This window comes from Geobacillus sp. YF-1, from assembly GCF_052692335.1.
This window is the reverse complement of sequence record NZ_CP199850.1, coordinates 1,625,521-1,651,070: the sequence shown is the minus strand read 5'-3', so window position 1 is coordinate 1,651,070 and position 25,550 is coordinate 1,625,521. Positions and strand designations below refer to the sequence as shown.

Below are 25,550 nucleotides of genomic sequence, written 5' to 3'. Positions count from 1 at the left end.
AGGGGCTCCTGATATGGTCTTCGCACCTTAGGGAGCCAGTAGTCCATCCATCTTCAACGTCCCAGCGATACCCACGGCCGGCCGTGTTCCCAATGAACACGAATCGGAAGACGAAACGCTTCGGAAAGCCGTTCATTGGTTAATACGTCCTCTTTTCGTCCCGCGGCGGCGATGCGCCCGTCCTGCAAAAGCAGCACATGGGTGATCGATTCGACAATTTCTTCAATATAATGGGTGACGTATAACACGTGGCACGACCGGGCGGTGATTTGCGTCATCAAGGATAAAATGTCTTCCCGCGCCAATAAGTCAAGGCCAACGGTCGGCTCGTCCAAAATAAGCAGCTTCGGGTTCGCCATCAACGCTCGAGCGATCAATGCTTTCCGCTTTTCCCCTTGGGAAAGCGTCCCGTATGGTTTTCCCCTGACCGCTTGCAAACGGAACGCTTCCATGAACGATTCCACTTTCGCCCGCTCGTGATCGGTGACAGCATCATACAAACCAATCGTCGCAAACGTGCCGCTGAGGATGACATCTTCAACCGTCTCGGTCTGCAGCGTGTCGTGAAATTGATCAAGGAGCGAGCTGCTGACAAACCCAATATGCCGTCGCAACTCCGGCAGACTCGCCTGTCCAAATCGATACCCTAATACTTCCACTTCCCCGCGCGTCGGGTATTGATAGCCTGTGACGATGTTAAGAAGCGATGTTTTCCCGGAGCCATTGAGGCCAAGAATCGCCCATTGCTCGCCTTCTTTCATTTCCCAATCGATTTCATGCAAAATCGCGCGCGTCCCCCGCATCCATGACACGTTGCGCATGCGGATGATGACGGTCATTGTCCCTCTCCCCTTTGTGGTTCATATGGACGATCTTGATCGAAAAAGTTGGGCAACATGGTCGTGTTGTCATACGACCGATGAAAAATGTGCGTTGTCGCCGGAGACAATGGCGGAATCAGCCATGTCCAGTCGCCGGTGACATGGCGCCCGGCTGCGTTTTCTTGCTGTTCAAACAACTGAAATTGGCGCGCGGCGGTATGATGATCAACGATGCTGATGCCCGCCTTTTTGTAGGAATATAAAACAGCGATATTCAATTCGACCAACGCCTTATCTTTCCATAATGATGCGTTCGAGCTGGTGTCAAGCCCCATGCAAGAGGCCACTTTCGGAAGCATGTTGTAGCGATTGTCATCGGCAAAATTGCGGGCGCCAATTTCCGTGCCCATGTACCACCCGTTAAACGGTGCGGCCATATAGCTAATGCCGCCAATTTCTAGACACATATCTGAAATCATCGGGACGGCGTACCATTTTAGCTGCAGATCGCGAAACCACGGAAACTCTGGGTGTTCGATTGGCACCTCCAGCACCAATTCTTTCGGAATCGGTGTCCAAACAGGCTGTTGGCCGCCTACTTGGATCACCAAAGGCAGCACGTCAAAAGGCGTCTTTTCCCCCTTCCACCCAAGCTGTTCACAGGCGCGAGTGAAAGTGAGGGAAGATGGGTCGCCGATCATCCCTTCTTCAGTTTCATAACCGGCATACCGAATCAGTTGGTGATTCCAGATGCGCACTTCCCCATTTGGACGAAAGATCGTGATCGCTGGCCGGATTTTCCCCCCATTGGTCGCAAACTCAATATGATGGAACAGATAAGAAAACACCTCGTCAACAGTCGCTGCCTCTCTCGCATCAATGACATGGAGCGATTGCCAAAACAGGCGACCGATGCAGCGATTGCTATGCCGCCAAGCCATCTTAGCCCCGTAGCTTAACTCTTCGTACGTATGGCTATATGTGCCGGTTTGTTCCACTTCCCAACGGATTTCGTTCAACCGCCGCTTCATTTCTTTCTCACTTTTTCCAAGCTCCCGATAGCTTGCCGTAATAAACTGTTCCGCTTTTTTTATCAATGGCCCATCATGCTGTCTCCACTTTCGTTGATGCATATTCTTCTCGCTGTTTACCATGTATGCTTCTTCTTCCTCCATTTTCCATAACCGAAACTCTTCGCGGTCATTCCGATGCCAATGAGGAGACAAATGCCCCCGACCCACCACATTTGCTCAACCAACATCGAAATGGCAAAAAAAATGAGCGCGAAACCGAGCAGTCGATGGATCAACATGATTCTCTCCCCTTTTCCCCCGCGTCGAACGCCCTTCCATCGTGCGACAGCCATACTATTGCTGCAAGCTGTCGCTCCCGCGGGGCAACTGAGAATGGAGCAACGCTCTCCCCCTCTATTGTAGCAGATGCTTTCAAAAGAAAGGAACAAAAATTTTCAATGAAACAGCCCGCTTCGAACGGCTTTTTCCTTTAGCGCGCGCATCCATGGACCTAATGGCCCTTTCAGTAAAAGTCCAGCCAAAAGCGCGGCGACGGCAAATAGGAGAAGCCGCTTGACATCATGCTCGACATTTTCCCATACGATCCCACCGACTGCCTCGCGCATAAAATCGATGGCATAAGTAAACGGCAGCCAAGGGGTGAGCCGTTGAAAGAACGGAGGGACGAGCTCAACCGGATACGTGCCTCCCGCCCCGGCAATTTGCAAGACGAGCAGCACGATCGCTATCGCTTTTCCAACATTTCCGAACAAGGAGACAAGCGAAAAAACTACCGCCATAAAGACAAAGCCGCACAAAAGACCAAACGCCATGAACCATCCTGGTTCACGGACGAAAATATTCGGCAAGACAAACGCCGATCCCGCTGTGACGACCATCGCCTGCAAAGCATTCAACGTCCAAAATGTCAACAGCCGTCCGACATATCTTTCCCGCTCATGCGCTTCCGAAAACGAAGAAGGTTCGGTCGACAAGACGGAAACAAGCAACAAACACCCTACCCATATGGCCAGCACCGTGTAAAATGGGTTCATGCCTGAACCGTAGTTCGGCAACGGGAACAAGCGGAACGTCTGCACATCAACCGGATGGGTTAAAAACGCTCCTTTCGCCCGAGGATCTTGTTTCAACAGGCGAATCAGTTCATCGATATTCGTTTCACTTTTTGTTTTTGAGAGAAAAGCGGCCAGCTCGCGAACTTGCCGGGAAAGAAAGGGATATTGAGCGCGGGCAGTCTTCAGCGCTTGCTGGGCGGCCGCCAAATCACGGTCGGTCGTTGCCAACCATTGCTTCGCTTCATCTAACTCTTGATTCATGCGGAGGAGAGTTTGCTTCGCCTGATGCACTTGCTTCTCCGCTTGATTCCATTTCGCTCGCAATAGCGGCAACAACCGTTGGCGATAGGCTTGATCAAGTTGCTGCGCCTGCGCGTCCAATGAATGGAGTTGTTGACGCAGCTCATCGATTTGTCCTTCCGCATCTGTCGGATGATGTCTCACTAGTCGGGCAGTTTCTTGAACCGATGCCAATGTCCGCTCGATACGGCTCACGGCGCGCTCGACAAGTTGCAGCGAAGAAGGCTCGACAGCCCCCTCCCACGTTCGCAATATTCGACGCAACCGCTGAACCAACGAGTCGGCGTCTGTGGCAGCCTGTTCGACAAGAGTTGCCCAGCGCGCCCGCGTTTCCGGCGTATCGGGAAGCTGCGTCGTCTGTTCGGCAAAGGAAAGAGGAAAGGAGCGGAGCGTCTGAACCGTCATTTCCACCGGCTTTTCCCATAAGGAAAAAGAAGACCGGACTTGCGTGAACATCTTCTCAATGTGGTTCATCCATTCGAAACCGTATTGCACCGCGATTTTGGCGTCCGGCAGAAGCTCGCGCCCTGTACGAATCAATGCTCTCGCCTCCCTTACATCGCGATCCAAAGCTTCCAATTGGCGCTCAATCACCGGCAATTCACGTTCGAGACGAAAAACGAGCGCCTCAACGCGGCGAATGGCGGGAAGCTGCTGTTCCAGCGTCACTCCCGCTTGGCGGAACAAGGAAAACAACGCGGTGTTCACCACTCTTGCAAATTCATCGCTGACTTGCGCTGACAACGTGCTTGCTCCGCGTTCGGTGATTTTGGGGGCGATAGCGTTTTGTTTGTCATTTTCATAATAGTAAATCACCGCCCTCTGCGGACGCTCTTCGACTACGGTTGCCAATTTGGCGGAGAAATCAGCTGGAATGATGATCGTCGCAAAGTACGCTCCTCTGCGGACGCCTTCCATTCCTCGTTTCCGCGTAACAAATCGCCACCCTAACTGATGGTTCGTTTTTAAGGTACGGATGATCTCATCGCCAGCGTGAAACCGGCGACCGGCGAGCTCCGCCCCGCGGTCTTCGTTCACTACACCGACCGGTAAATACGCAGTATGAGCGTAAGGGTCGATCGAAGCCTCTACGTTGATCCAAGCGTAAAGCGATGGGAGAACGATCAGACCGAGAGCCAAGATGGCGGCGACCCAGTTGGTCGTGAGATGTTTCAAATCGTTCACATAAATGCGCCATGCTTGTTTCACTTTGATCCGCTTCCTTTTCTTTTCAGTCGATCATGCTGTTGTTAGTATGAGCGGATCATGGGAAAATGAAACCTACCTAGCCCATCCTGCTGTTCATTTACGAAAAAAAAGCCACAGCGCCAAAAACAGAAACCCCATGGCGGCAAAGCGCGTCAGGTCAAACGGGATGCGCTGTCCGCCGAACAACCCAAAATGGTCAACAAGCGAACTCATCACGAGCTGTCCGGCGATCACGGCCACCAATGAATTGGCAACGCCAAGTTTCGGAACGATGAGCACCATGACAAACACGTAAAAGGCGCCAAGAATGCCGCCCATCAACTGCCATTTCGGCACGGAAAACATGGCGATGAGCTCGCCTTTTCCGAAAAACAACTGCACGAAAAATAAGACGATCGTTCCGATGAAAAACGAAACGAACGCCCCTTCAAGCACCCCGACCCGCCTGCCAAGGCCGCCGTTCACCCCCGCCTGTACGGAGACGGCCATCCCAGCCGCTAGCGCCATCGTCATCCACAACCACTTCATCCGTCTTTTCCCCCTTTTTCTCTATGCTCTTTGCTGAACATAGATCCAATCAAACCAAATACGCTCTTCCTCTTTGCCGAACTGGGAGCGAAAAAAGCGATGAAAAGGAGCCGGCCGCTTCCCCGTCTTGTCGCCCCGTTAGGAAACGTTGTGGCATCGGCTTTTCGTTTTCCATCATCGTCCATGAGGCAGGGACGAGCGCACGAGCCTTTGTCAGGCTTCGAAAGTCAGCGAGTGAACGTGGATCGATAGAGAATCGGCTCTGAAGCGCAACCACCGCCCTCTGTCCGTTAGCCGCTCCCCATCAACCGAACAGCGCGCGAAGCCAGCCACCGACGAAGGAAACGAGAACAACCGCCCACGCTGGCCACTTCCAGACCGCAAGCAACAGAAAGGCGCTGAGGGCAAAGGTAAAATCAGCCGGCTCGTTCACCGCCTTTGTCCAAATCGGATCATACAGCGCCGCAAGCAAAATCCCGACGACAGCGGCGTTAATGCCGGCGAGCGCCGCTTGGAAGCGCGGCTGATGGCGAAGCCAGTGCCAAAACGGAAACGCGCCGAGCACAAGCAAAAATGAAGGGAGGAAAATGCCGATGGTGGCGACAAGCGCGCCTTTCCAGCCGAACGCAGCCATGCCGATGTACGCAGCCAAGGTAAACAGCGGCCCTGGAACGGCTTGCGCGGCGCTGTAGCCGGCTAAAAACTGGCTGGCCGTGACCCACCCTTGCGGCACCACTTCCGCTTCCAAAAGCGGCAGCACGACATGCCCGCCGCCAAACACGAGCGCCCCGGCGCGGTAAAAGCTGTCAAACAGCGCCCAAAGCGGTGAATGAATCCAAGCGCGGGCAAGCGGCAGCGCGATAAGCAGCACAGCAAATAAGGAAAGCAACAGAAAACCGGTGGAACGGCGAATGAAAGGCGTGATGCCTACGGAAGACGGCGTGACGGTTTGGCGCCGTCCGACCGCGCCGATGGCTCCGGCGATAGCGATCACCGCCACTTGGCTCCATGCCCCGGCATGAGAAGCGCAGCGATCGCCGCTGCGACCGCAAGCGTGGCCTCCAAGCGGCCGGCAGCGAATTTGCGCGCCATCTCCCATACCGCCTGCGCGACGACCGCGACAGCCGCCAACAGCAAGCCGTGCATCCAGCCCGCCTCTCCCAAAGAAGCATGTTGCAGCCAGACGGCAACCAAACTAAGCGCAACCGCCGACGGCAATGTAAACCCAAGCCAAGCGGCCAGCGCCCTCCAGAGGCCGGCGCGCATCAGCCCGATGCCGATGCCGATCTGGCTGCTGGCCGGGCCGGGGAGAAATTGGCAAAGGGCGACGAGATCGGCGTACGTTTTGTCGTCGATCCATTTTTTTCGTTTCACGTACTCTTCATAAAAATAGCCAAGATGGGCCACCGGACCGCCAAACGACGTCAAGCCAAGGCGGAGCGTCGTGATCCCGACCTCGAAGACGGAGCCGCGTCGGTCTCCTGCCCGTTGATCCTTTTCAGTCATGGATCCTGCTCCTTTCGTTTACGAGATAGTCATGCTACAATCATATCATCATTCACGAGAGGAGAGAAGATGATGAACGTTCGAACGATGGCGACCAACGGTTTGATCGCCGCCGTGTATATCGCGGTGACGGCGCTCATTCAGCCATTTGGCTTTACGAACATTCAGTTTCGCGTATCGGAACTATTGAACCACCTCGTCGTATTTCGCCCAACATACGCCATTGGCATCGTGCTTGGTGTCTTTTTCGCCAATTTATTTTTCTCGCCAATTGTTGCGTATGATCTCGTATTCGGCGTCGGCCAGTCGGTGCTGGCGCTTCTGATCACGATCGTTTCCATGCGCTATGTCAAGAACGTTTGGGCGCGCATGGCGGTCAATACATTGTCGTTTACCGTCACGATGGGCCTCATCGCCCTCGAATTAAAGCTCGCGCTCGGTCTTCCGTTTTGGCTCACATGGCTGACGACGGCCATCGGCGAATTTGTCGTTATGGCGCTCGGCGCGCCGATCATGTACGCTGTTGGCCGCCGCTTGGCGCCGGAGCTGTTCAATTCCTCCCATCAAAACCGTTAGCCGCCCCCTTGCGCCTTAGGGGGCTCGCTCCATTCTAAAGGCGCATTTCCTGTAGGCCCACAGGGGAAGTCTTGATCAACCGTACGGGCTTTCCATATCCATTTTGACTACGGCATCGAACGGACAGCCCATTCAATGATCAGCGACATCACAGCAAGCAAGATGATTCCCGCCGTCGTGATCTTCAGCGCCCTCCGCCATCTTGGCGGTAGGCCCCGCCCCACCCGAAGAACAGCAAGGCCGACCGCCATTCCGCCCACCCACATAAAAAGGCCGGCCGGGGTGACAAGTTGGCGCCAATCGCTGATCCAAGCGTAGATGATAAGCGTCTGGCAGACAAGCAGAACGCATACGATGATTCTCACGGTTCTCCCCCCTCCCGATCGAGGCGCCGCGCTGTTGAAATGGGGAGCGCCGGACGTTTCACTGTCCTTGTCGATTCGAAGCTATGCCAGCAAATCCCGATGATGATGACAGCCAAACCAACGACCGCCCATCCGTTTGGAAGCGGAGTGGACAAGAACAGTACTTCACCGATGACGGCAAACATGACTTCCGCGGACTGCGTCGCTTCCACAGCGGCCAGTTTTCGCTCGTTCCCTTTGGCCCGATCGGTAGCGATAAAAAACAATGTCGTCGCGATGACCCCGGAACTCATAGCCACGATGAACGACTGCATTGTTTGCCCCGCCGACGGCGCCCCTGATGTCATCCAGCCCATCAACGCGACCACCAGCCAAAACGGCAGACTGGCCATCGTCATCCCACATACGCGTTGAAACGCATCAAGGCGCCCGGCGCAATGTTCGATCATTTTCCGATTGCCAAGCGGATACGCAAACGCGGCAACCAACACCGGAAAAACCCCTAGTACCATTTCGCTCCATGTCAGGCGACCGGCTTGCTGGAACTGGATGAGAACGACGCCGAACAAAATGAAAAGCGAAATGAAAAGCGCCCGTTTTTCAATCGGACGGCGTACGGACATCGTTCCGTTTGGCGTTTCGATAGTTTTCGTAAACAACGGGCTAAGCAGAACACCAGCCACAATCGTGCACTGCCATGTCCCGGCCACAAGCCACCCCGGCCCATAGGCGGCCGCGTAGGTGAGCGGCGCGTAAAACAAGCCGAATCCGACCGTCCCCCATGTGATCCACACCCGCGGATGGCGCTTCATGTCCTGCCAAACCGGGCGAATGTTGCGGCGGAACAGAACGATGACAAACAGCAGCGGCGCCATAAAGAAAAAGCGAAGCGACGAACTCCACAGCCAGCTGCCACCGGCCAGCTCCATAGATCGATTCAAGATGAACGTGACGGCAAAAAAGAACGAAGCGACAAGACCGATGGTTATTTCCCGCATCGCTGGTCTCTCTCCTTGTTTGATCGTATTCGTTAGGTGGCGGAATGACTTTATTTTATCGTATTATTAGCAATTTTTCTATTTGTTTTATTTATTATTTAGAACATAGTTTTTTTAGATCAATATGAAGAGGAAAACCAACCGAACATGGTTGCATCGAGCGACAATCCGATCAACACTGTATTCATTCTTCTTTCTGTCACCTCCATTTTCTTTAATTCTTACTTGTCAAATAGATATTTATGTATTATTCTTAATTTATCCACTATTCCTATTTGTCTAGGAGGTTTTTTATGCCTAAACTCACCTTTTCCTCTGATGTCAAATGGTCTGGCGAAGGAGTACGCTCAGTGGCTGACATTAACGGCAAGCAAGTCATCATTGACGAACCCCCAGCCTTGGGAGGCACTGATCAGGGACCGAATCCCGTAGAGCTGGTCCTAGCTGCACTGGGCGGTTGCATCAATGTACTGGTCTCTCTGTTTGCCAGCCATCACGGGGTCGAACTGAAAGGAGTCCAAGTACACGTAGAAGGGGATTTAGATCCCGATGGCTTTATGGAGAAAGCGGACGTTCGGCCTGGATTCTTAGAAATTCGCTACCATATTGATATTGACTCTCCTTCCGATCCAAAAAACGTCCAAGCCTTGATGGAACACGTTGAACGTGTCTGCCCGGTCAAAGACACCCTAAGAGGCGTACCCACAGTACCTATAATGAGTCAAAAAACGTCATAATGTGGAAATGGAAAAGGCTGTCTGGAAAAGTCTCGTGATGATCTTTCCAGACAGCCTCTGTATGGCTTATCTGTATGCCGCTCCATCTACGGGATGCGCGTTTCAGGGCTCATGCAAAGAGCAGTTCCATGGAAATCCCGATGATCGGATTCCTCTGCTTGTCAATCTGCATCGCTGATTATTGTTGGATTGTCGGCAAGGCGGCGAGTTTCTTGCCGAAATTCTTCATAGCATAATTGGTAAACGTCGGGATGTAGCCGTCATAGCGCGGCGGAATGCGGACGGTCAGCTTGTTGCCCGTTTGGGTAATTTTCGGCTCGCTCGTATACGCCGCGATGATGAGATTGTGCGTTGGGTTGAACACTTGCAGCGCCATGACGCCGCCGCTGTGCGGGGTGAAAATGATCGGCGTATGATGCTCTTGCACAAGGCGTTTGGCGTTCACCGCTGTTTCGTTCGGCAAATGCAATATTTCGTAGCGGACCGATACGTTGACGATTTCAAGCAACGGCGCTCCCTCCCAAATAGGCTTGAATGACCGCCTCGTTGTTTTGCACTTCTTTTGGCGTTCCTTCAGCAATTTTTTCGCCGTAATTGTGCACCATAATGCGGTCAGCGATTTTCATGATCATTGACATTTTGTGTTCAATGAGGCAAACAATCAAACCACCTTGAACCATTTTGACGATCAATTCTCCTAATCCTTCCGTCTCATCAAGGTTGACGCCAGCGGCCGGCTCATCAAGCAACACAAGCTCGGGGTCGGTCGCCAAAGCGAGCGCAAACGCCACCCGCTTCTTCTGTTCTTGCGACAGATTGTCGACGAGACGGTCCGCCATATCGGTTAAACCGACGAAATCAAGCATCGCCATCGCTTTTTCTTTGCCTGCCTGCTCCTCGCGGCGATGCCGCTTTGTGCGCAAAATCGCATCCACCACGTTGGACGAGGTGCACAGCCGGTGGCCGATGATGACATCATCGACCAGCTCCGGTCCAATGTCGGCCCGCCGCATCGCCTCTTTGATGACTTCCGCGCCATACACGTGCGCCGGCAGTGTCGCCAAGGCGCCTCCTTGACGGGCGATCGCCGTCCTGACAGCGGACACAATGACGGCCTCTCGTTTCATCGCCATTCCCCCTCCTTTTTCAGCCGCTCCGTCCCGCGGCTTGGGAAGCGGGCCCCCACCTCATTCAGTGGAAAGACCCTCCGTCGGAAAGACCCTCACTCATACAGCGCAAAAACTAGTTCGCCTTTGACGACATCCTTCCCGTGTTGATTGACGGCGGCGACCGCAAAGCGGATCGTTTTCTCATCCTTTTCTTTGACCGTCGCTGTCAATGTGACGACATCGTTTAAAAATACCATCGATTGAAAGCGAACGAAATAATCTTGGACAAACCCTTCTTCGTAGTACGGCGTAAACAGCTTTGCCAAATTTCCCATCGTCCACATGCCGTGGGCGATAATGCCGGGTAGCCCGGCTTTTTTCGCCTCTTCATCAATCGTATGGATCGGGTTGTAATCGCCGGAGGCGCCGGCATATTTAATCAAATCAAGCCGGGATACCGGCGGAAGCATCACTTCGGGAAGCGATTGCCCCACTTGCCATTCGCGAATCGTCGTCATATGCTCATCGCCTTTCTTACCGCTTCATTGATGATGATGGTCGAAGTTGATGTGAAAACAAGATTCCCTTCTGCGTCTTCGCCGTTGTTGGCGATCACTAAAAAGCCGAGCTGTCCCATGCTGCTTTGCTTTTCATAGTAATCTTTTACTTCGGCGTAGCAGTACAGCTCTTCGCCGACAAACAGCGGACGCTCGTAATGGAAGCGCTGCTCGCCGTGAATGAGCCCTTTTGCCGGCAGCTTCAGTCCTTCAATGACGCCGTAGTCAAACACGCGCGGAAACGTCGGCGGGGCGATATTGCGCCCGTAGCGCGACCGTTTTCCTGTTTCTTCATCCCAATATATCGGATTCGGATCGCCGATCGCTTCGGCAAATTTTTTCACCGCGCCGCGTTCGACGACGTTTTTGATTTTCTTCGACCGTTTGCCGATCTCTCCTTGGTACATCGTCCGCCCTCCTCGCCTTCAACATTTCGGGCCGCCGGCGACATACAGCACTTGGCCGTTGACAAACGACGATCGCTCATCGGCGAAAAATGCGACCGCGTTGGCGATATCTTCCGGGCGGCCGCTGCGTCCGACCGGGATGGTGGCGACGCTTGCCTGAATGAGCTGCTCAAACGAAATGCCGAGCCGCTCAGCGGTTGCTTTCGTCATATCGGTTTCAATAAACCCTGGAGCGACGGCGTTCGTCGTGATACCAAATTTGCCAAGCTCAATCGCCAGCGTTTTTGTAAACCCTTGAATGCCGGCTTTCGCCGCCGAATAGTTCGCTTGGCCGCGGTTGCCGAGCGCTGAGGTCGATGAAATGTTGATGATGCGCCCGTATCCTTTTTCAACCATATATTTTTGCGCGGCGCGCGCGCAGTAAAACGCCCCTTTCAAATGGACGTCCATGACGGTTTGCCAGTCGTCGTCGGTCATTTTAAACAGCAAGTTGTCGCGGATGACGCCGGCGTTGTTGACGAGAATATCGAGCGAGCCGAATCGGTCGACGACCTCTTGCATCGTTGTTTCCACATGTTCGCGGTCGGTGACGCTCGCCACTTTGGCGTAAACGTCATACCCTTTTTCCCGCAGCTCGGCGGCCGTCGCTTCAAGCGCTTCGGCGTTTAAGTCGATGAACGCCACCTTGGCCCCCTCTTCCGCAAAGCGGGTGACAACCGCCTTGCCGATGCCGCGGCTCCCCCCGGTTACAAATGCCACTCTTCCCGCAAATCGTTGGCTCATTTTTTTCTCCTCCTTTTCGGTAACGCTTTCATTTTTTAGAGAAACTGCCCGAGTTTGACGTGTCCTTTGATTAAGTTGCGGGCGATAATGAGGCGTTGGATTTCATCCGTGCCGTCATAGATGCGCCATAATCTCGCCTCACGATACCAGCGCTCGATCGACAGCTCTTTCGTATAGCCCATGCCGCTGTGAATTTGTATGACGCGGTCGATGACGCGATTGCCCATGTTGGCGCCAAACAGCTTCGCCATCGAAGCCAAATGGCGGTTGTCCTCCCCTTGATCGAGCGTAAACGCCGTGTTCAACACGAGCCATTTCGCCGCTTCCTTCGCCTTGAATTGCAGCTCTTTCCTTCGCCTTGAATTGCAGCTCTTTTAATTTTTCTGGCGCAAGCCCCGGCTTTCCTTCCCGCTCGTTGCGCAGCACTTCGTTTTCGAGCGGGATCAGCTCCTTCTCGACAAATTTGCGAATCGCTTTTTGCACCATGCGCTGCTCATCGGTTAAGCGCAAATGCATCGTGAATCCCCTCCGTTTTCTGTTCGCCTTTCCGCCCTGCTCCACCCACTTAAAATACCAACCGGTTGGTATGTTACCTCTATTATATTCAAATGTTCTGAAAAGTACAATACTTTTTGCGCTTTTTGTCCAACGAGAAAACGTTCCCCGTTGGCGCAAGGGTTGTAAATCAAGAGGCTTCGCTTTTCAGCCGAGGTGGTCCCTAAAAGATCGGGACCCCTCTTTCTTCGCTATATACGTACTGGCTGCTTCAGCCTCTCTATGTTGCGTCTATACGGCAATCGTCTTCGCCTCGCGAATCCATTGCGCCAATCGCTCGATCAAACTCACGGCATTCCTCTCCCTTTCTCTACCAATTTCTTGGTTTGGCCAGTATCTCCTTCGGTTCTTTTCGCGGCCATACGGTATAGCTGAAACTCCAGACAAAATCAACCACCAAAACCAACGTCCAACGGCCTGCCATCATCAACAGTTCTTTCGCTTTCGACATATCGCCTACGAACCAAACCATAGCCAACAAAATCGCTTGACCGATCGCCCAAGCCCTCAGGTGACGATACCACCCTAGGCGTTCGTGCTTGGCATGCTCCTTTCCGAAGAGAAGAGATTTTTTCGGCCTAGGCATTTTCAAAAAAAGGTGAACAAACTGATGATCTGCCCATTGGATCATGCGACGTCCATACACAACGGATACAGCGATATAAACAGCTGCCAATGAATGAGATAACTTCGCTGTCTGCCCGTGCGCTAAGTCTACAACCGACACAACTAGTAAAATAAGATCTGCCAAAATGGTGCATAAAAAAAGGCATACACTGGTCATTTTCCATTTTAACACATAACGCGTGAACAATCCCGATATGACGAACACCCAAAACAGCACTTCACATGCGATAATCAGCCAACCAATGATATGGACCGCCTCCTTTTTAACACATTTGTATCAAAAAAAAATAGTAACACAATTGTATTAAAAAAACAACTGTGTTACACTGGATATATGCCCAAAATAGTCGATCACGAAAAGCAGAGGAAACGAATTGCAGAAGCGACATGGACCGTGATCATGCGGGACGGGATTGAAAAAGCAACCGTGCGAAATATCGCTAAAGAGGCAGGAATGTCTGCCGGGGCGCTGCGCTATTATTTTACTTCTCAATCCGAGTTGTTAGCCTTTTCGATGAGACTTGTCTCTGAACGGGTGCGGGAGCGGGTTGAGGCCATCCCTCCCTCCATCCCGCCCCTTGAAGGAGTCAAGCGTTGTCTCCTTGAACTTCTGCCGTTAACCGATGAAACAAAAAAAGAAATGGAGGTGTGGCTTGTTTTTACACAAAGGGCACTTTGGGATCCCGCGCTCCAACCACTGAGCGAACAAATATACCATCAGTTGCGAACGGCCATGAAAAGGATGCTTGAACTGTTGCGCGATCTCGGGCTGTTAAGGTCTGATGTGTCGATTGAGTTGGAAACAGAGCGCCTATACGCATTGGTTGACGGCTTAGCGATGCACGGCATCATGCAATCTGGCAAGCTATCTCCTTCAAAAATCGAAGAAATTATCGAATATCACTTACGCTCCATTTGCCGTTAAGACAAATGGAGCGTAGCTTATTTTGGTCCTTAACAAAACGGCAACCGTCAAACGACGACAAACAAAAGACAGGTGATCTTGCCGCTTTCTCTTCGATGGAGCACCGACTCAGGTTACTCTTGCCAAAACATCCATACATAAGTGTTACGCATCGGCTATTTGGCCAGCCGTGGGAAAAGAAAAAACAGCGACAAGCAGGCTGAAAGTCCCCCTCCCGATCATTCCAACTGCGGAATAAACGTCGGCATGACCGGGATGATCAAGCCGACGTCGATAAACATCAACAATAGATTCTTCACCTATCTATGAGCATGGCTCCTCGTCTCTTCAGCAACAGATGCCTCTTTCCCTCATTAAGCTGAGCTAGTCCACTACCGTAAATTAAACCCTTTCCCCTCGACAAATTCTTTCATGTACATCCGGACCGAGCGGCTCAGCATATCGGCCATCTGCCCCGTCCATGTATCGCGGCGGCGTCCGTTTGTCCGCTGCTCATAATACGCCGAAACCGTGTCATTGTAGCGCTGCAACTGTTCGAGGAACGGAGCGCGATCTTGGTTGTATTCGTCCTCATGATAAACGTGCGCAAACGGCAGCCGCGGCTTGCGGTCCGGCGTTTGCGCCGGATAACCGACGGCAAGGCCAAACAGCGGAATGACTCGTTTCGGTACGTTTAAGAGCGCACACACGTCCGGCAAGTTGTTGCGCAATCCGCCGATATAGCAGATGCCAAGCCCCATCGACTCGGCGGCAATGGCGGCGTTTTGCGCCGCTAACGCGGTATCGATGAGCGCCACCATAAACTTTTCCGTGCTCTCAAGCGACGGGATCACGTCTTTTCCTTCAAGCTCCCCGATGAGTTCATGGCGGTGAAAATCGGCGCAAAAGACAAAGAAATGGCCGTTGTGCTCGACATAAGACTGATTTCCCGAAAGCTCGGCGAGCTTCCGTTTTTTCTCCGGATCTTTCACCCCAATGATCGAGTACGCCTGAATGTAGCTTGACGTCGACGCCGCTTGGGCGCATTCAACGATCGTGCGAATTTGTTCATCCGTGAGCGGCCGATCTTCGAAGCGACGGATCGAACGATGTTGCAAAATCGTTTCGATAACGGGATTCATCTTGTACACACCCTCCTGTGCAATGAGTAGCTTGCCATCGATGATTATCATACCAAAAAAGAGAGAGCCGAAAACACGTCAGTCCTGCATTTTCACGGAAAAGATCCATGGGCGGTGATCGGCCCTCCACCCAGACATGAAAATCTCGCGACAGTTCGGCATTTTCACGGAAAGGAAGTATGGCATGTTTTGAAACAGTCAAGCACACCTTGTGGCAAAGAGCGCAAAACAAAAACCTGCCGGAAATCGGCAGGTTGACGTTCCTATGTACAATGGCGGAGGAAGAGGGATTCGAACCCCCGCGGGCTGTGACACCCCTAGCGGTTTTCGAAACCGCCCCCTTCAGCCAGACTTGGGTATTCCTCCGTACGAAAATGGAGCCTATCGGATTCGAACCGATGACCTCCTGCGTGCGGGGCAGGCGCTCTCCCAGCTGAGCTAAGGCCCCAAGCAAGGATCGGGAAGACAGGATTTGAACCTGCGACCTCACGGACCCGAACCGTGTGCTCTACCAAGCTGAGCTACTTCCCGTTGATTGCTTACCCTTGCGACAATTTTTATTTTATATGAACCTCGCAAGAAAGTCAATGATTTTTTATCATTTTCCCCCACCGCCCGGGCTTGACGGGTTTTCCACCGCCTGTTGCATAGCGGCCACCCTTTTTTTCCTATACTAAAAAAAACGGCGATCGGACGCAGCGCGGAAACGTTCCATGGTCAACGGTTTCCCCTCCACCTAGGGACGAAAACGACCGCTTGCTGCACGACATGTTCGCGGAAAAGGGGGAGAGCCCATGAAATTCATCCCGCCGGCGCGGCGCAAACGAGCATATTTGTCGCAGTTTACCACCACCAACCTCCATTTGCGCCATCCGCTTGTCGTCGCCTTTTTTTCCTTTTCGTTTCCCGGATTCGGCAATTTGATGCTGCACCGTTACGCCACGGCTTTTATTTTAATCGTTTGGGAGCTGTTTATCAATACAAAAGCGCACGTCAACGCCGGAATATTGTACTCGCTCCTCGGCGATTTCGAAAAGGCCAAAGCCGTTCTTGATGAGCGATGGCTGATGTTTTATGTCGCCATTTACATATACGGAATCTGGGACAGCTATCGCGGCGCCGTTGACATGAACAAGCTGTATTTGCTCGCTGACCGGGAAGACGCACCCATTCCCCCGCTGCGAATGGGGGGATGGGACATCAATTACTTGGACAAACGTAAGCCGTGGCTAGCGCTCGCTTGGTCGGTGCTCGCCCCCGGCCTCGGCCATTTGTACGTTCATAAGGTGATTGCTGGTTTGTTTCTGTTCGGCTTTACCATTATCGTTTCCTATTTTGCCCGCTTGCCCGAAGCGATCATTTATACGCTCACCGGCCGCTTTGATGAGGCGGTGCGCATCGTGAATATGCAATGGGCGCTGTATTTGCCTTCCATTTATTCGTTTGTCTTCTACGATGCGTACGTTTCAGCCGTCGAATACAACAAGCTGTTTGAAAAAGAGCTGTCCAACTATTTGCGCCGCCGCTGCCAACCAAAACCATTTCGATGGCCTATTTGATCAGGAGGCTTTCTATGATTGTCGTTGCCACTTTTGAAAACCATTTGTTCGTCGAGCTGGTGATTTCCGCTTTGCGCGAAAAAGGAGTTCCCCCACACCATCTGTTCGCCGTTCCGCTTGACGGCCGCCCGGAGCCGCCGCAGCTGTTAGATACGATCCACCGCGCGGACGGCTTGAGCTTTCTCGATCTAGCGGCGATTTTCGGGACTTGTTTCATGCTACTTGGTTCGATTTACGGCTATGTATTAACATGGGGACCGATCATTTGGGGGGTGATCGGGGCGGTGGTCGGCATCTCGCTCGGCCTGCTGTTGAAATGGGGGCTCAACCGAAACACGGCGCGCCGCCAAACGAACAGGCGCGCGGAAATCGTTCTCCTCATCCGCTGTGATGAAACGCAGTGGCCGATGATCGAGCGGCTGTTATGGAATCATCATGCGCTCGGCCTCGCCGGCATCGACGATGAAAAGAGAACGCGCCAATGACAGTCGCCATGCCGCACGCAACATGGGATGCTAGCGCGCCTCGCTTTGTCGACGTATCACGCCTTCCCGTTTTGGTCCGCCCGATGCCGGCGGCCTACCTTTCCCGTTTTAGAAAATTCACCGCTCCCATCGAGGTGCAACCTTTTAATACACGTCGCGCCGTGCAAAGACAACAAAAGCGACAGCGAGAGCCATAAGTCCCCACACGGCCAGCACCGTCATGGAAAAGCCGAGCGTCATTCCTTCAATCGGAGGAGCGGCGCCTTTCAAGTAATCGGTGAGCCGCAAATTGACCATAAACAAATACTTTGCGGACTGCCATGACGACACCATGTTCGACAAAATGGCGCCCGAAATGAGAGCCGCCAGCATCACTCCCATCACCGCCGCTGTGCTCCGAAACAGCACGGAAAGCATCAATGTCAACGTCCCGACGACCGTGCTGACAAACGCGGCTAACCCCAACTCCATCAAAATGTATTTCCATTGCGGAATCATATGCACGTTGTCCGTATTCAAGTCCTCGCCTTGGGGAACAAAACCGGTCAACAACGGCAAATGAAAGCCGCCATACCCGAATACAAGCCCGGAGATGGCATACGACAGCACCGCTGTTGTCAGCATAATAAACGACACGGACAGCAGCAAAGCGATATATTTGCTAAGCAGCACTTTCCACCGTTTCACCGGCCGGACGAGAAGCAGCTTGATCGTTCCGGCGCTCGCCTCCGAGGAGACAAGATCGGCCGCCACCACCATGACGAGCAGCGGCAAAAACAAGTCGATGGCGTTTTCGATAAACGTGCGCATAAACGTCGGCGCCCCCGGGGCGGACGGATTCACGTTGTGCTCTAAGTAATACTGTTGCTGCTTGAGGCGGATTTGTAAATATTTGCGCCACTCCTCGGACATGCTCGGCGACTGGAGGCGATTTTGCAAGTCGACGATTTGCTGCTGCAGCTGCGTCCGCCAGTCGGTCGTGCCGAGCCGTTTTCTCAACTCTTCCGTCTCCCGATATTGAGCGTATGTAAACAAGGCGACGAGCACCGCCACAATGGCGGCGATCACCCATAGCCGCTTTTTGCGGACGATTTTCAGCATTTCATTGTACACAAGCTTACTCAATCGTTTCGCCCCCTGTCAGCTCGATAAATAAATCTTCGAGCGTCGGCAACCGCGGTTCAATGTGAGCTACCGCCACGCCGGCACGGACGAGCTTGGCGTTCCAAGCAGCGAGCTTGGCCGGTTCATACGGCGTGATAATCCCCTCTTCATCTGCCCGCAGCACCTCCGTCTCCTCAGCGAGCAGCACCTGCGCCCGATCGAGCGGATCCGCTTTCCAGACGACGCGCGCTTGTTCGTTTAACAGCCGCTCGACTGTATCAACAGCCAGCAGGCGCCCTTTCGCCATAATAGCGACGCGGTCGCACATGAGCTGAATTTCGCTTAACAAATGCGAAGAGACGAGAACACTAAGCCCTTCCGTTTCCGCCAAAAAACGGATGAAGGCGCGCATTTCACGAATGCCGGCTGGATCAAGGCCGTTGGTCGGCTCATCCAAAATGAGCACCTTCGGCTTCCCGAGCAGCGCTTGGGCGATGCCAAGCCGCTGCCGCATGCCGAGCGAATACGTGCTTACCCGGTCGTGAATGCGCTGCTCGAGCCCAACGAGCTTCGCCACTTCCATGATTCGATCGGCGCCGATTCCCGGCATCATACGGGCGAAATGTTCAAGGTTTTCCCACCCGGTTAAGTACGGGTACATTTCCGGATTTTCGACGATGCAGCCGATTTGGCGGATCGCCTCGGTAAACTGGCGGTGAAGATCATACCCGCCAATCATCACCGTCCCTGACGTCGGGCGAATGAGCCCAACGAGCATGCGGATCGTCGTCGTTTTGCCCGCGCCGTTCGGCCCTAAAAAACCGAACACTTCCCCTTCGTGCAAAGCAAACGAAACGCCTCGGATAATTTCTTTGCCGCGGATCGTTTTCCGCAGTCCATGGACCGCTAGTGTCACCGGTTTCATCATCAGCGATTCTCCTCCGTCAGCGTAATCAGCGAAGCGACACGCTCTCCGATTCGTTTGTATCCTTCTTGGTTTGGGTGGAAATGATCGCTGTACAAATAGTCGTTGACGTGCAAAGCAAACAAATCAAACGTCGGCACCGCGACGACGTTCGGATAGCGGGCCGCCACTTCCGCCGCGACAAAATTCCAGTCGCGGACGACGGCGGACGTGCGTTTGGCATCGCCTAAATCGCTGAACGGGTTGTATAAGCCGATCGCCAAAATGACGGCATCGGTGTTGAAGCGCCGAAGCATGGCAAAAATGCGGTCTAGGTTCGCCGCATACTGCCGTTTTGCCGCGTTCAGCTCTTTTTCATTCAGCCGAAGCGCTTCCCCGCCCCGAAACAGATCGTTGCCGCCGATCGTCATGACGATCAGATCGGCCATGGCGATTTGCCGCTGAATCTCAGGCTGGCCGAGCTGGCGAAGCAAGCCATCGGAGCGCAGGCCACGAACCGCCAAGTTCGTAACGCGAATCGGCGCCTCCGTCTGCTTTCGCAGCTCATCGACCATATAGCCGACATACCCTTTGCCGCTTTCATCGCCCGTCCCCCGCGTCAACGAGTCGCCTAAAGCGACGATATCGATATCGCCATCGCCCTTCTTTGCCCCGTGGACCGAGGGCTGCGTTTGCCCCGGGGGCTTAGAGGGGGGAGCGAGCTGGTCTTGCACGGCCAACACGAGCCCGCCAAGCCAAAGCGCTGCTGACATGGCGGCAGCCGCGATCACAAGCCCCACAACGCCCAGTCGCATACCATTCACCTCATTTCATTTGCTTTGTCGCTGCCTTTCACCATCGGTTTCAGCATCGTTAGTTTGCTCCGGCCGCCGTTTCATTCGCCAACGTTTTGGATTCCAGTACTTTCTCAGCTTTGCCGCCGCTTCCTTTCCCACCAGCCATGCCCCGGCCCAAAACAACATTTCGGCGAGCACAACGGCGCTCGTCACCACCCATGCCTTGACGGAAGCGGAAAACGGCAAAAATGGAGCGATCGGCGGAACGACCCAAACAACGAACGAGGCGATGATCAATCCGACACCGATGCGCTGCCTAGCGGACGGCTTTCGCTTCACTCTTTCGCCCCCTTTTGCCTGAATGACAAAAGCAAACACTCACGTATTTCCACTCTAACATATTATCCTCGTTTTCCAAAACGGTTCGCTTGGCTTCCCATGCGCGCCGGCAAGAAGGAGAGCTCGCTTCAACGCCGTCCGCCCGCAGCATAGGGCAGAATCGAAGAAGAGGGTGTTCCCAAAGGATCGGAACACCCTCTCTCATCGCTATATACAGACACTAAACACCCTCTCCACATTATATGCTGTGTCTTTCTTGAGAGGAGATCGCCTTTTGGGTCATTCCCCCATGATTTACTCGCGCAATCGCTTCTCGGAATCGTTTCCTAAGTAGAAAAAACTTGTTACATCAGCCTCTATGTTCACACGTTCGATCATCGTTCAAGGCAAACGGCTGTTTTTTACCAACGTTCTAGCCGAACCAGCCGAGTTCATTTCCTGATCACCGCTGTTTCTGGCAGTAGTCGATGATTCCCATCGCGCACACTTGCAAATCAAGCTCGATCGCCGCATGCGCTGACGATGAAGATGGAACGCCATGATCGTCAAGAAACGCCATGATCTCGTTGCACAACCGATGCGCTACCTTTTTCACCAGCTCGGAAACCGGCGCTTCCGAATGACGGTCGACCGCTTCTTTTCCCGCCGCCACGAACTTCGGCAACCAAAAACGAAGCTGGCGGAAAGCTTCCTGCGGGTCATCGAGCATGCCAAAATGGCCAAAATAAATGCGTTCCGGCCTCAGCTCCTCCAGCCTTGCCGCCGACCTCTCCATGGCCTCGGGATCAAACTGGTTTGGGGATGTGGAAGGCAAGCAAAACGTAAGCCCCGCCTCTTGCAGCTGCGGATAAAAAACGCCGATCGTATCGCCGGTGAACACCCCGCCGCTGTATGAATCATAAATCGAAAAGTGGTGGTTCGCATGCCCCGGCGTATCGTAAAAGGTAAGCGTCCGCGCGGCGCTCAGCGCGAGCGTCTCTCCATCCTCCTTCACGATCACCCGTTCTTCCGGCACCGGAACAATCGGAGCAAAGAGCGCATCAAATTGGGCGCCGTACACCGCCTTCGCTCCAGCGATGAGGCGCGATGGGTCGACTAAATGCCGCTTCCCTTTCGGATGGACGACGACCGTGGCGTTTGGGCAATGCTGAAGAAGCAGTCCGACGCCGCCCGCGTGGTCCAAATGAATATGGGTCACGATGATATAGCGAAGATCCGCTGGGTCGATTTGGAGCGCTTTCAACCCAGCGAGCAAGCGCGGCACCGACGGGCTTGGGCCTGTTTCCACGATCGCCAAGTTCTCTTCGTGCAGCACGTATGTACCGGTGCGGCGCGGCATACCTAAGTCGTATAAATCGATGAGCGATAGGCGATCGCCTAAGGCAAGCGGATCCGCCATACTCCCTTCTCCTTTCTATCGATGATGCAGAATATTCTAACATAAAACCGCCGTTTGCGCTATTTCTTTGCAAACAACACAAAGACAAGCAAACGATCCCCGCACCCCGTCTAGGAGACCGGTGATTTAAGCGGACAAGCCGCTGATCAAGCCCGTTTCTCAAATCGAAAAGCCTCGTCGCATCAGGATCACCTTTCAAACGATCCGCCATTGCTCAAAAGAAACAACCGTTTTTCACCAGCCTTCTAGGCATCACCGGATAAAGGCGGCGTGGCGACAACGAAAAAAGCGGCTCCTGTGTCAACAGGAAAACCGCTTCACAGCACAGTCGGTTAGGAAGCCATCTCCTTGCTCGCCACTCCTTTCCGTCCATTCCGTACAGCCAAGATCACCGCCGCCGCCCAGCCGATCACGATAAGGCTATAAACGGTCGGATACACGGGCGCCGGCGCCTCCCAGGCGTGCAGAAGAGTGCGGACATTCGTCAAAATGATGAGACCGCCAACTAGCACTCCAAGCAAATGGGACGGCAGTTTGCGCACAAGCCAAGCGGCAATCGGCGCGGCGATGATCCCCCCCGCCATCAGCGTCAGCACCCAATACCAGTTGACCTGCTCCCAGCCGAGAGAAATCGCAAATCCGATCGTCGCTGAGAGCGCAACGGCAAATTCGGACGTATCGACGGTGCCAACGACCTTGCGCGCCTCCATGGTCCGATTCGCGAGCAGCACCGGCGTCGCAATCGGCCCCCAGCCCCCTCCCCCAGTGGCGTCAAGAAACCCGGCTACCAAACCGAGCGGGACGAGCTGTTTGTTCGACCATTGTTTTCCCGAAGCCGATGGGGCGCGGCCGTTCAATACCAAGAATCGATAAATAATGTAAAAGCCAAGCACCAATAAAAACAATGAAACGTACGGTTTGATCAAATCTCCCGGCAAGTTGCTTAAAAAGCAGGCGCCGACAAACGCGCCGACCGATCCGGGAATAATCAGCTTCACCACCATGGCGCGGTCGACGTTGCCAAATTTCCAATGGGAAATACCGGACGCCGCCGTCGTCGCCACTTCCGCCAAATGGACGGACGCTGAAGCGACGGCCGGGGCGATGCCGAACGTCAGCAAAAGCGTCGTTGAAGTGACGCCGTACGCCATCCCGAGCGATCCGTCAATGAGCTGAGCAATCAATCCTACAAACAGAAACACAATCAATTTTTTCATGATTCTCCCTCCGTTTACTATAGTTAAGCATGTTACTTATATTTAAATCCAACTATTCATAGTTGTCAACTGCGAATTTTGCAAAAATAAAAAATTTCATCCCCCATCATCCCGCTCTTCATCAAAAAAGTCGAACTTGATTTTATGCTTCCAAGCAAGAAGAGAAAACAAATCATGTTTTGTATACACTTGTCCGGTGAAGTAAACCGTCCGTCAAGTACATGTTATGGTGATGAACTTGACCGAATCATAACGAAACACAAAAGGGAGTCGGGGTCTGTCAAGTCCATATTGTGGTGACGAACCTACCATCCGTTGTGAACAGGAAAAAAACATAACAGCAATCCTCAGACCGAAGCCGCATCGAACGAAAAAAAGGCGCTCTGCGCTTTGCCCAGAGCACCTTTGACAACGAGGCCGCCACCGCGACCGCTTCACCGGATGGCGGCCTGCCGCAACCATCCGCTTAAAACTTTCCTTGGTATCGTTCGATTTCCCACGCATGAACCGCCGTACGGTAGCTGTTCCATTCGTCTTTTTTCATCGCCACGTATTCATGGAATACATGCTCGCCGAGCGTCGCACGGCCGATTTCGCCGTCTTCGAACGCCGCGATGGCAGCGCCTAAGTTTTCCGGCAAGTTGTCGATGCCAAGCGCCGCGCGGCGTTCTTCCGACATATGGAAAATGTCTTCGTCAATCGCCGCTGGAGGCGTCAACCCTTTTTCCACGCCATCAAGGCCAGCCGCTGCGATGATGGCGTAAGCCAAGTACGGGTTGGCCGACGGATCCGGGCAGCGCAGCTCAACGCGCGTCGCCATGCCGCGCTTCGCTGGAATGCGAATGAGCGCCGAACGGTTGGAAGCCGACCACGCGATATAGCAAGGCGCCTCATACCCCGGCACCAGCCGTTTGTACGAATTGACAAGCGGGTTGGTCACAGCGGCAAAATGTTTGACGTTTTTTAACAAACCGGCGATAAACTGGTACGCTGTAGCCGACAACTGATTGGCATCGTTCGGGTCAAAGAACGCGTTTTCCCCGTCTTTGAAGAGAGAGATGTTGACATGCATCCCCGAACCGTTGATGCCGAACACCGGTTTCGGCATAAACGTCGCGTGAAGGCCGAATTTGCCGGCAATCGTTTTAACGACCCATTTGTATGTCGTCGCGTTATCCGCCGCCCCGAGCGCGTCCGCGTATTTGAAGTTGATTTCATGCTGGCCTTCCGCCACCTCATGGTGCGACGCTTCGATCGTAAAGCCCATCGCTTTTAAGGCGCGGTAAATTTCAAGGCGAACGCGTTCCCCTAAATCTTTCGGGGACGGTTCAAAATAGCCGCCGTTGTCATGAAGCTCAAGCGTCGGGTTGCCATTTTCATCCGCTTTGAACAAGAAAAATTCGAGCTCCGGGCCGACCGAAATCGTGTATCCTTTTTCCGCCGCCCGCTCAACCGTTTTTTTCAGCACGTTGCGCGGATCGCCTTCAAACGGCGTGCCGTCCGGGTTGGTCACCGAGCAAAGGAAGCGCGCTTCTGCATAACCTTCTTCGACCGTCCACGGCAACACCGCGAACGTATTCAAATCCGGCAACAAGTACAAGTCAGAACGATTGATCGGTGAAAATCCTTTGATCGACGAACCGTCGAACATGATTTTTCCGCCGACGACGTCATCAAGCTGCTCGGCCGTGACGGTGACATGCTTTAAAATCCCTTCAATGTCGACGAACTGCAAATGAAGCAGCTCTACATTTTTTTGTTGGATCGTTTCTTTGATTTGCTCCAACAGCCCCGTTTGTGTAGAGGAAACGAACAAATTCGACATGTTACATTACCTCACATTCGTACGTTTATTTTTCTAACATGATTTTATTATAGAAAAAGAGCCGCCGTTTGGCAACCCTTTTTTCATTAATTTTTCTGTATTTTTATAACGTTTTTTTGGAACCGTTTACAAAACAAAGTGCGAAAACGCGGATGTTTATACAAAAACGAAACAGCTTGCGAAACGATGTTTCCTGCAAGCTGTCCTTTGTCATCCGCCATCAATGTTACATGTTCTCCTTGCGGCGTCGCCATGATCCGGACGGGATGAGCGGCAAACCGACCGCTTTTTCCGGCCGATAAACGTACACATATCCTTCGAGCGGTTGACAGACATCGCGAACCCATACTCGTTCGTATTCATTGTCGTCCCGTCCTTCCCCGTAGTCTTCAAGCTCATCCATCGCCTTGAGCCCCTCTTCCGTCACCGTCAGCCATTCCCCCTCCACTTCCCCCTCTTCTCCGAGCACAAGTGCGGGGTACAACCCGACGTTGTATAAACGGCCCTTGACTTTTCCTGGGCGTACGTCGCGAACGTACGGCGCCGCGATAGGGTGATTGTCCTCACCCATCAGCAATGTTCCGTACACAAACACCCGATATCGTCGTTCCGCCATCTTCTCGCCCCTCCCTTTTGTTTACATAATAATGATTATGAAAACTCAAAGGATGAAACAAAAACAATGGAAGCCCTACCTCTCATCCATCC

Annotated in this window: 25 protein-coding genes, 3 tRNA genes and 3 pseudogenes; 5 read left to right on the top strand and 26 right to left on the bottom strand. The window is 53.2% G+C overall.

The features are described from left to right. Positions 1-53: 53 nt before the first annotated feature. The 5 genes and pseudogenes from ACTVIM_RS08290 to chrA all read right to left on the bottom strand — a co-directional run bounded on the left by ACTVIM_RS08290 (position 54) and on the right by chrA (position 6,453). Positions 54-839, bottom strand: a complete 786-nt coding sequence (locus tag ACTVIM_RS08290) for an ABC transporter ATP-binding protein (protein ID WP_061912084.1) — start codon at positions 837-839, stop codon at positions 54-56. Further along, positions 836-1,954 (bottom strand): nitric oxide synthase oxygenase, encoded by a 1,119-nt coding sequence (locus tag ACTVIM_RS08285; RefSeq protein WP_061912104.1) that lies wholly within the window; start codon positions 1,952-1,954, stop codon positions 836-838. The genes ACTVIM_RS08290 and ACTVIM_RS08285 overlap by 4 nt, the downstream gene beginning before the upstream one ends. A gap of 335 nt (positions 1,955-2,289) precedes the next feature. Beyond that, positions 2,290-4,419 carry a YhgE/Pip domain-containing protein gene (locus tag ACTVIM_RS08280; RefSeq protein WP_061912085.1) on the bottom strand — a complete coding sequence of 710 codons (2,130 nt, stop codon included), beginning with the start codon at positions 4,417-4,419 and terminating at the stop codon, positions 2,290-2,292. 93 nt (positions 4,420-4,512) lie between these two features. Continuing rightward, positions 4,513-4,947 (bottom strand): DMT family transporter, encoded by a 435-nt coding sequence (locus tag ACTVIM_RS08275; protein WP_061912086.1) that lies wholly within the window; start codon positions 4,945-4,947, stop codon positions 4,513-4,515. 304 nt (positions 4,948-5,251) lie between these two features. Beyond that, a pseudogene (chrA, locus tag ACTVIM_RS08270) lies at positions 5,252-6,453 on the bottom strand (chromate efflux transporter). Positions 6,454-6,525: 72 nt separating this feature from the next. On the opposite strand from chrA, the gene ACTVIM_RS08265 reads away from it, so the two are divergent. After that, positions 6,526-7,029, top strand: coding sequence for a QueT transporter family protein (locus ACTVIM_RS08265; RefSeq protein ID WP_061912087.1), 504 nt, complete (start codon positions 6,526-6,528; stop codon positions 7,027-7,029). A 107-nt stretch (positions 7,030-7,136) separates the two neighbouring features. On the opposite strand, the gene ACTVIM_RS08260 is transcribed toward ACTVIM_RS08265, so the two are convergent. Further along, positions 7,137-7,394 (bottom strand): hypothetical protein, encoded by a 258-nt coding sequence (locus tag ACTVIM_RS08260; protein ID WP_061912088.1) that lies wholly within the window; start codon positions 7,392-7,394, stop codon positions 7,137-7,139. After that, positions 7,391-8,392 (bottom strand): DMT family transporter, encoded by a 1,002-nt coding sequence (locus tag ACTVIM_RS08255; RefSeq protein WP_061912089.1) that lies wholly within the window; start codon positions 8,390-8,392, stop codon positions 7,391-7,393. Before ACTVIM_RS08255 ends, ACTVIM_RS08260 begins: the two co-directional genes overlap by 4 nt. 293 nt (positions 8,393-8,685) lie before the next feature. Between ACTVIM_RS08255 and ACTVIM_RS08250 the strand changes: the two genes are divergently transcribed. Next, positions 8,686-9,129, top strand: coding sequence for an OsmC family protein (locus tag ACTVIM_RS08250; RefSeq protein WP_061912090.1), 444 nt, complete (start codon positions 8,686-8,688; stop codon positions 9,127-9,129). A 181-nt stretch (positions 9,130-9,310) separates the two neighbouring features. Here ACTVIM_RS08250 and ACTVIM_RS08245 read toward each other — a convergent pair. From ACTVIM_RS08245 to ACTVIM_RS08215, 7 genes and pseudogenes are all read right to left on the bottom strand, one after another. Beyond that, positions 9,311-9,595 (bottom strand): annotated as a pseudogene (locus tag ACTVIM_RS08245) (ABC transporter substrate-binding protein); the annotation flags it as partial. Positions 9,596-9,629: 34 nt separating this feature from the next. After that, positions 9,630-10,256: an ATP-binding cassette domain-containing protein gene (locus tag ACTVIM_RS08240; protein WP_235597935.1), complete on the bottom strand. Its 627-nt coding sequence runs from the start codon at positions 10,254-10,256 to the stop codon at positions 9,630-9,632. A 95-nt stretch (positions 10,257-10,351) separates the two neighbouring features. Then, positions 10,352-10,756 carry a MaoC family dehydratase gene (locus ACTVIM_RS08235; RefSeq protein ID WP_061912092.1) on the bottom strand — a complete coding sequence of 135 codons (405 nt, stop codon included), beginning with the start codon at positions 10,754-10,756 and terminating at the stop codon, positions 10,352-10,354. Next, complete coding sequence (locus ACTVIM_RS08230; RefSeq protein ID WP_061912093.1) at positions 10,753-11,202, bottom strand: MaoC family dehydratase N-terminal domain-containing protein; 450 nt, start codon at positions 11,200-11,202, stop codon at positions 10,753-10,755. The genes ACTVIM_RS08235 and ACTVIM_RS08230 overlap by 4 nt, the downstream gene beginning before the upstream one ends. An 18-nt stretch (positions 11,203-11,220) precedes the next feature. Continuing rightward, positions 11,221-11,985 carry a 3-oxoacyl-ACP reductase FabG gene (gene fabG / locus ACTVIM_RS08225; protein WP_061912094.1) on the bottom strand — a complete coding sequence of 255 codons (765 nt, stop codon included), beginning with the start codon at positions 11,983-11,985 and terminating at the stop codon, positions 11,221-11,223. Between the two features lie 35 nt (positions 11,986-12,020). After that, positions 12,021-12,311, bottom strand: a pseudogene (locus ACTVIM_RS08220) (acyl-CoA dehydrogenase family protein); the annotation flags it as partial. 539 nt (positions 12,312-12,850) lie between these two features. Beyond that, the gene (locus tag ACTVIM_RS08215) at positions 12,851-13,414 is read right to left on the bottom strand and encodes a hypothetical protein (protein ID WP_061912096.1); all 564 of its coding nucleotides are present in this window, start codon (positions 13,412-13,414) and stop codon (positions 12,851-12,853) included. Between the two features lie 153 nt (positions 13,415-13,567). Between ACTVIM_RS08215 and ACTVIM_RS08210 the strand changes: the two genes are divergently transcribed. Beyond that, positions 13,568-14,092: a TetR/AcrR family transcriptional regulator gene (locus ACTVIM_RS08210; RefSeq protein ID WP_244319383.1), complete on the top strand. Its 525-nt coding sequence runs from the start codon at positions 13,568-13,570 to the stop codon at positions 14,090-14,092. A gap of 371 nt (positions 14,093-14,463) precedes the next feature. Here the strand turns inward: ACTVIM_RS08210 and nfsA are convergent, their stop codons facing one another. The 4 genes from nfsA to ACTVIM_RS08190 all read right to left on the bottom strand — a co-directional run bounded on the left by nfsA (position 14,464) and on the right by ACTVIM_RS08190 (position 15,744). Then, positions 14,464-15,213, bottom strand: coding sequence for an oxygen-insensitive NADPH nitroreductase (gene nfsA, locus ACTVIM_RS08205; protein WP_031409645.1), 750 nt, complete (start codon positions 15,211-15,213; stop codon positions 14,464-14,466). Between the two features lie 273 nt (positions 15,214-15,486). Continuing rightward, positions 15,487-15,579 (bottom strand) — tRNA-Ser (locus tag ACTVIM_RS08200). Between the two features lie 9 nt (positions 15,580-15,588). Then, positions 15,589-15,661 (bottom strand) — tRNA-Ala (locus ACTVIM_RS08195). A gap of 9 nt (positions 15,662-15,670) precedes the next feature. Further along, a tRNA-Pro gene (locus tag ACTVIM_RS08190) sits at positions 15,671-15,744 on the bottom strand. Positions 15,745-16,007: 263 nt separating this feature from the next. Between ACTVIM_RS08190 and ACTVIM_RS08185 the strand changes: the two genes are divergently transcribed. Beyond that, positions 16,008-16,772 (top strand): hypothetical protein, encoded by a 765-nt coding sequence (locus ACTVIM_RS08185; protein ID WP_033843884.1) that lies wholly within the window; start codon positions 16,008-16,010, stop codon positions 16,770-16,772. Positions 16,773-16,786: 14 nt separating this feature from the next. Further along, entirely contained in the window at positions 16,787-17,257 is a 471-nt protein-coding gene (locus ACTVIM_RS08180; protein WP_033843886.1) for a hypothetical protein, read from the top strand. Between the two features lie 144 nt (positions 17,258-17,401). Here the strand turns inward: ACTVIM_RS08180 and ACTVIM_RS08175 are convergent, their stop codons facing one another. The 8 genes from ACTVIM_RS08175 to ACTVIM_RS08140 all read right to left on the bottom strand — a co-directional run bounded on the left by ACTVIM_RS08175 (position 17,402) and on the right by ACTVIM_RS08140 (position 25,458). Continuing rightward, positions 17,402-18,382, bottom strand: coding sequence for an ABC transporter permease (locus ACTVIM_RS08175; RefSeq protein WP_445614220.1), 981 nt, complete (start codon positions 18,380-18,382; stop codon positions 17,402-17,404). Continuing rightward, positions 18,375-19,289, bottom strand: a complete 915-nt coding sequence (locus ACTVIM_RS08170) for an ABC transporter ATP-binding protein (RefSeq protein ID WP_445614218.1) — start codon at positions 19,287-19,289, stop codon at positions 18,375-18,377. Before ACTVIM_RS08170 ends, ACTVIM_RS08175 begins: the two co-directional genes overlap by 8 nt. Further along, positions 19,289-20,080: an SGNH/GDSL hydrolase family protein gene (locus ACTVIM_RS08165; RefSeq protein WP_033022622.1), complete on the bottom strand. Its 792-nt coding sequence runs from the start codon at positions 20,078-20,080 to the stop codon at positions 19,289-19,291. The genes ACTVIM_RS08170 and ACTVIM_RS08165 overlap by 1 nt, the downstream gene beginning before the upstream one ends. 15 nt (positions 20,081-20,095) lie before the next feature. Then, on the bottom strand, positions 20,096-20,401 hold the full coding sequence (locus tag ACTVIM_RS08160; RefSeq protein ID WP_445614217.1) for a transporter suffix domain-containing protein: 306 nt from the start codon (positions 20,399-20,401) through the stop codon (positions 20,096-20,098). 442 nt (positions 20,402-20,843) lie between these two features. Then, positions 20,844-21,800, bottom strand: coding sequence for an MBL fold metallo-hydrolase (locus tag ACTVIM_RS08155; protein ID WP_445614216.1), 957 nt, complete (start codon positions 21,798-21,800; stop codon positions 20,844-20,846). Between the two features lie 332 nt (positions 21,801-22,132). Further along, positions 22,133-23,017, bottom strand: a complete 885-nt coding sequence (locus tag ACTVIM_RS08150) for a sulfite exporter TauE/SafE family protein (RefSeq protein ID WP_445614215.1) — start codon at positions 23,015-23,017, stop codon at positions 22,133-22,135. Positions 23,018-23,483: 466 nt separating this feature from the next. After that, the gene (gene glnA, locus ACTVIM_RS08145) at positions 23,484-24,842 is read right to left on the bottom strand and encodes a type I glutamate--ammonia ligase (RefSeq protein ID WP_445614214.1); all 1,359 of its coding nucleotides are present in this window, start codon (positions 24,840-24,842) and stop codon (positions 23,484-23,486) included. 226 nt (positions 24,843-25,068) lie between these two features. After that, positions 25,069-25,458, bottom strand: coding sequence for a gamma-glutamylcyclotransferase family protein (locus tag ACTVIM_RS08140; protein ID WP_445614213.1), 390 nt, complete (start codon positions 25,456-25,458; stop codon positions 25,069-25,071). Positions 25,459-25,550: the final 92 nt, after the last annotated feature.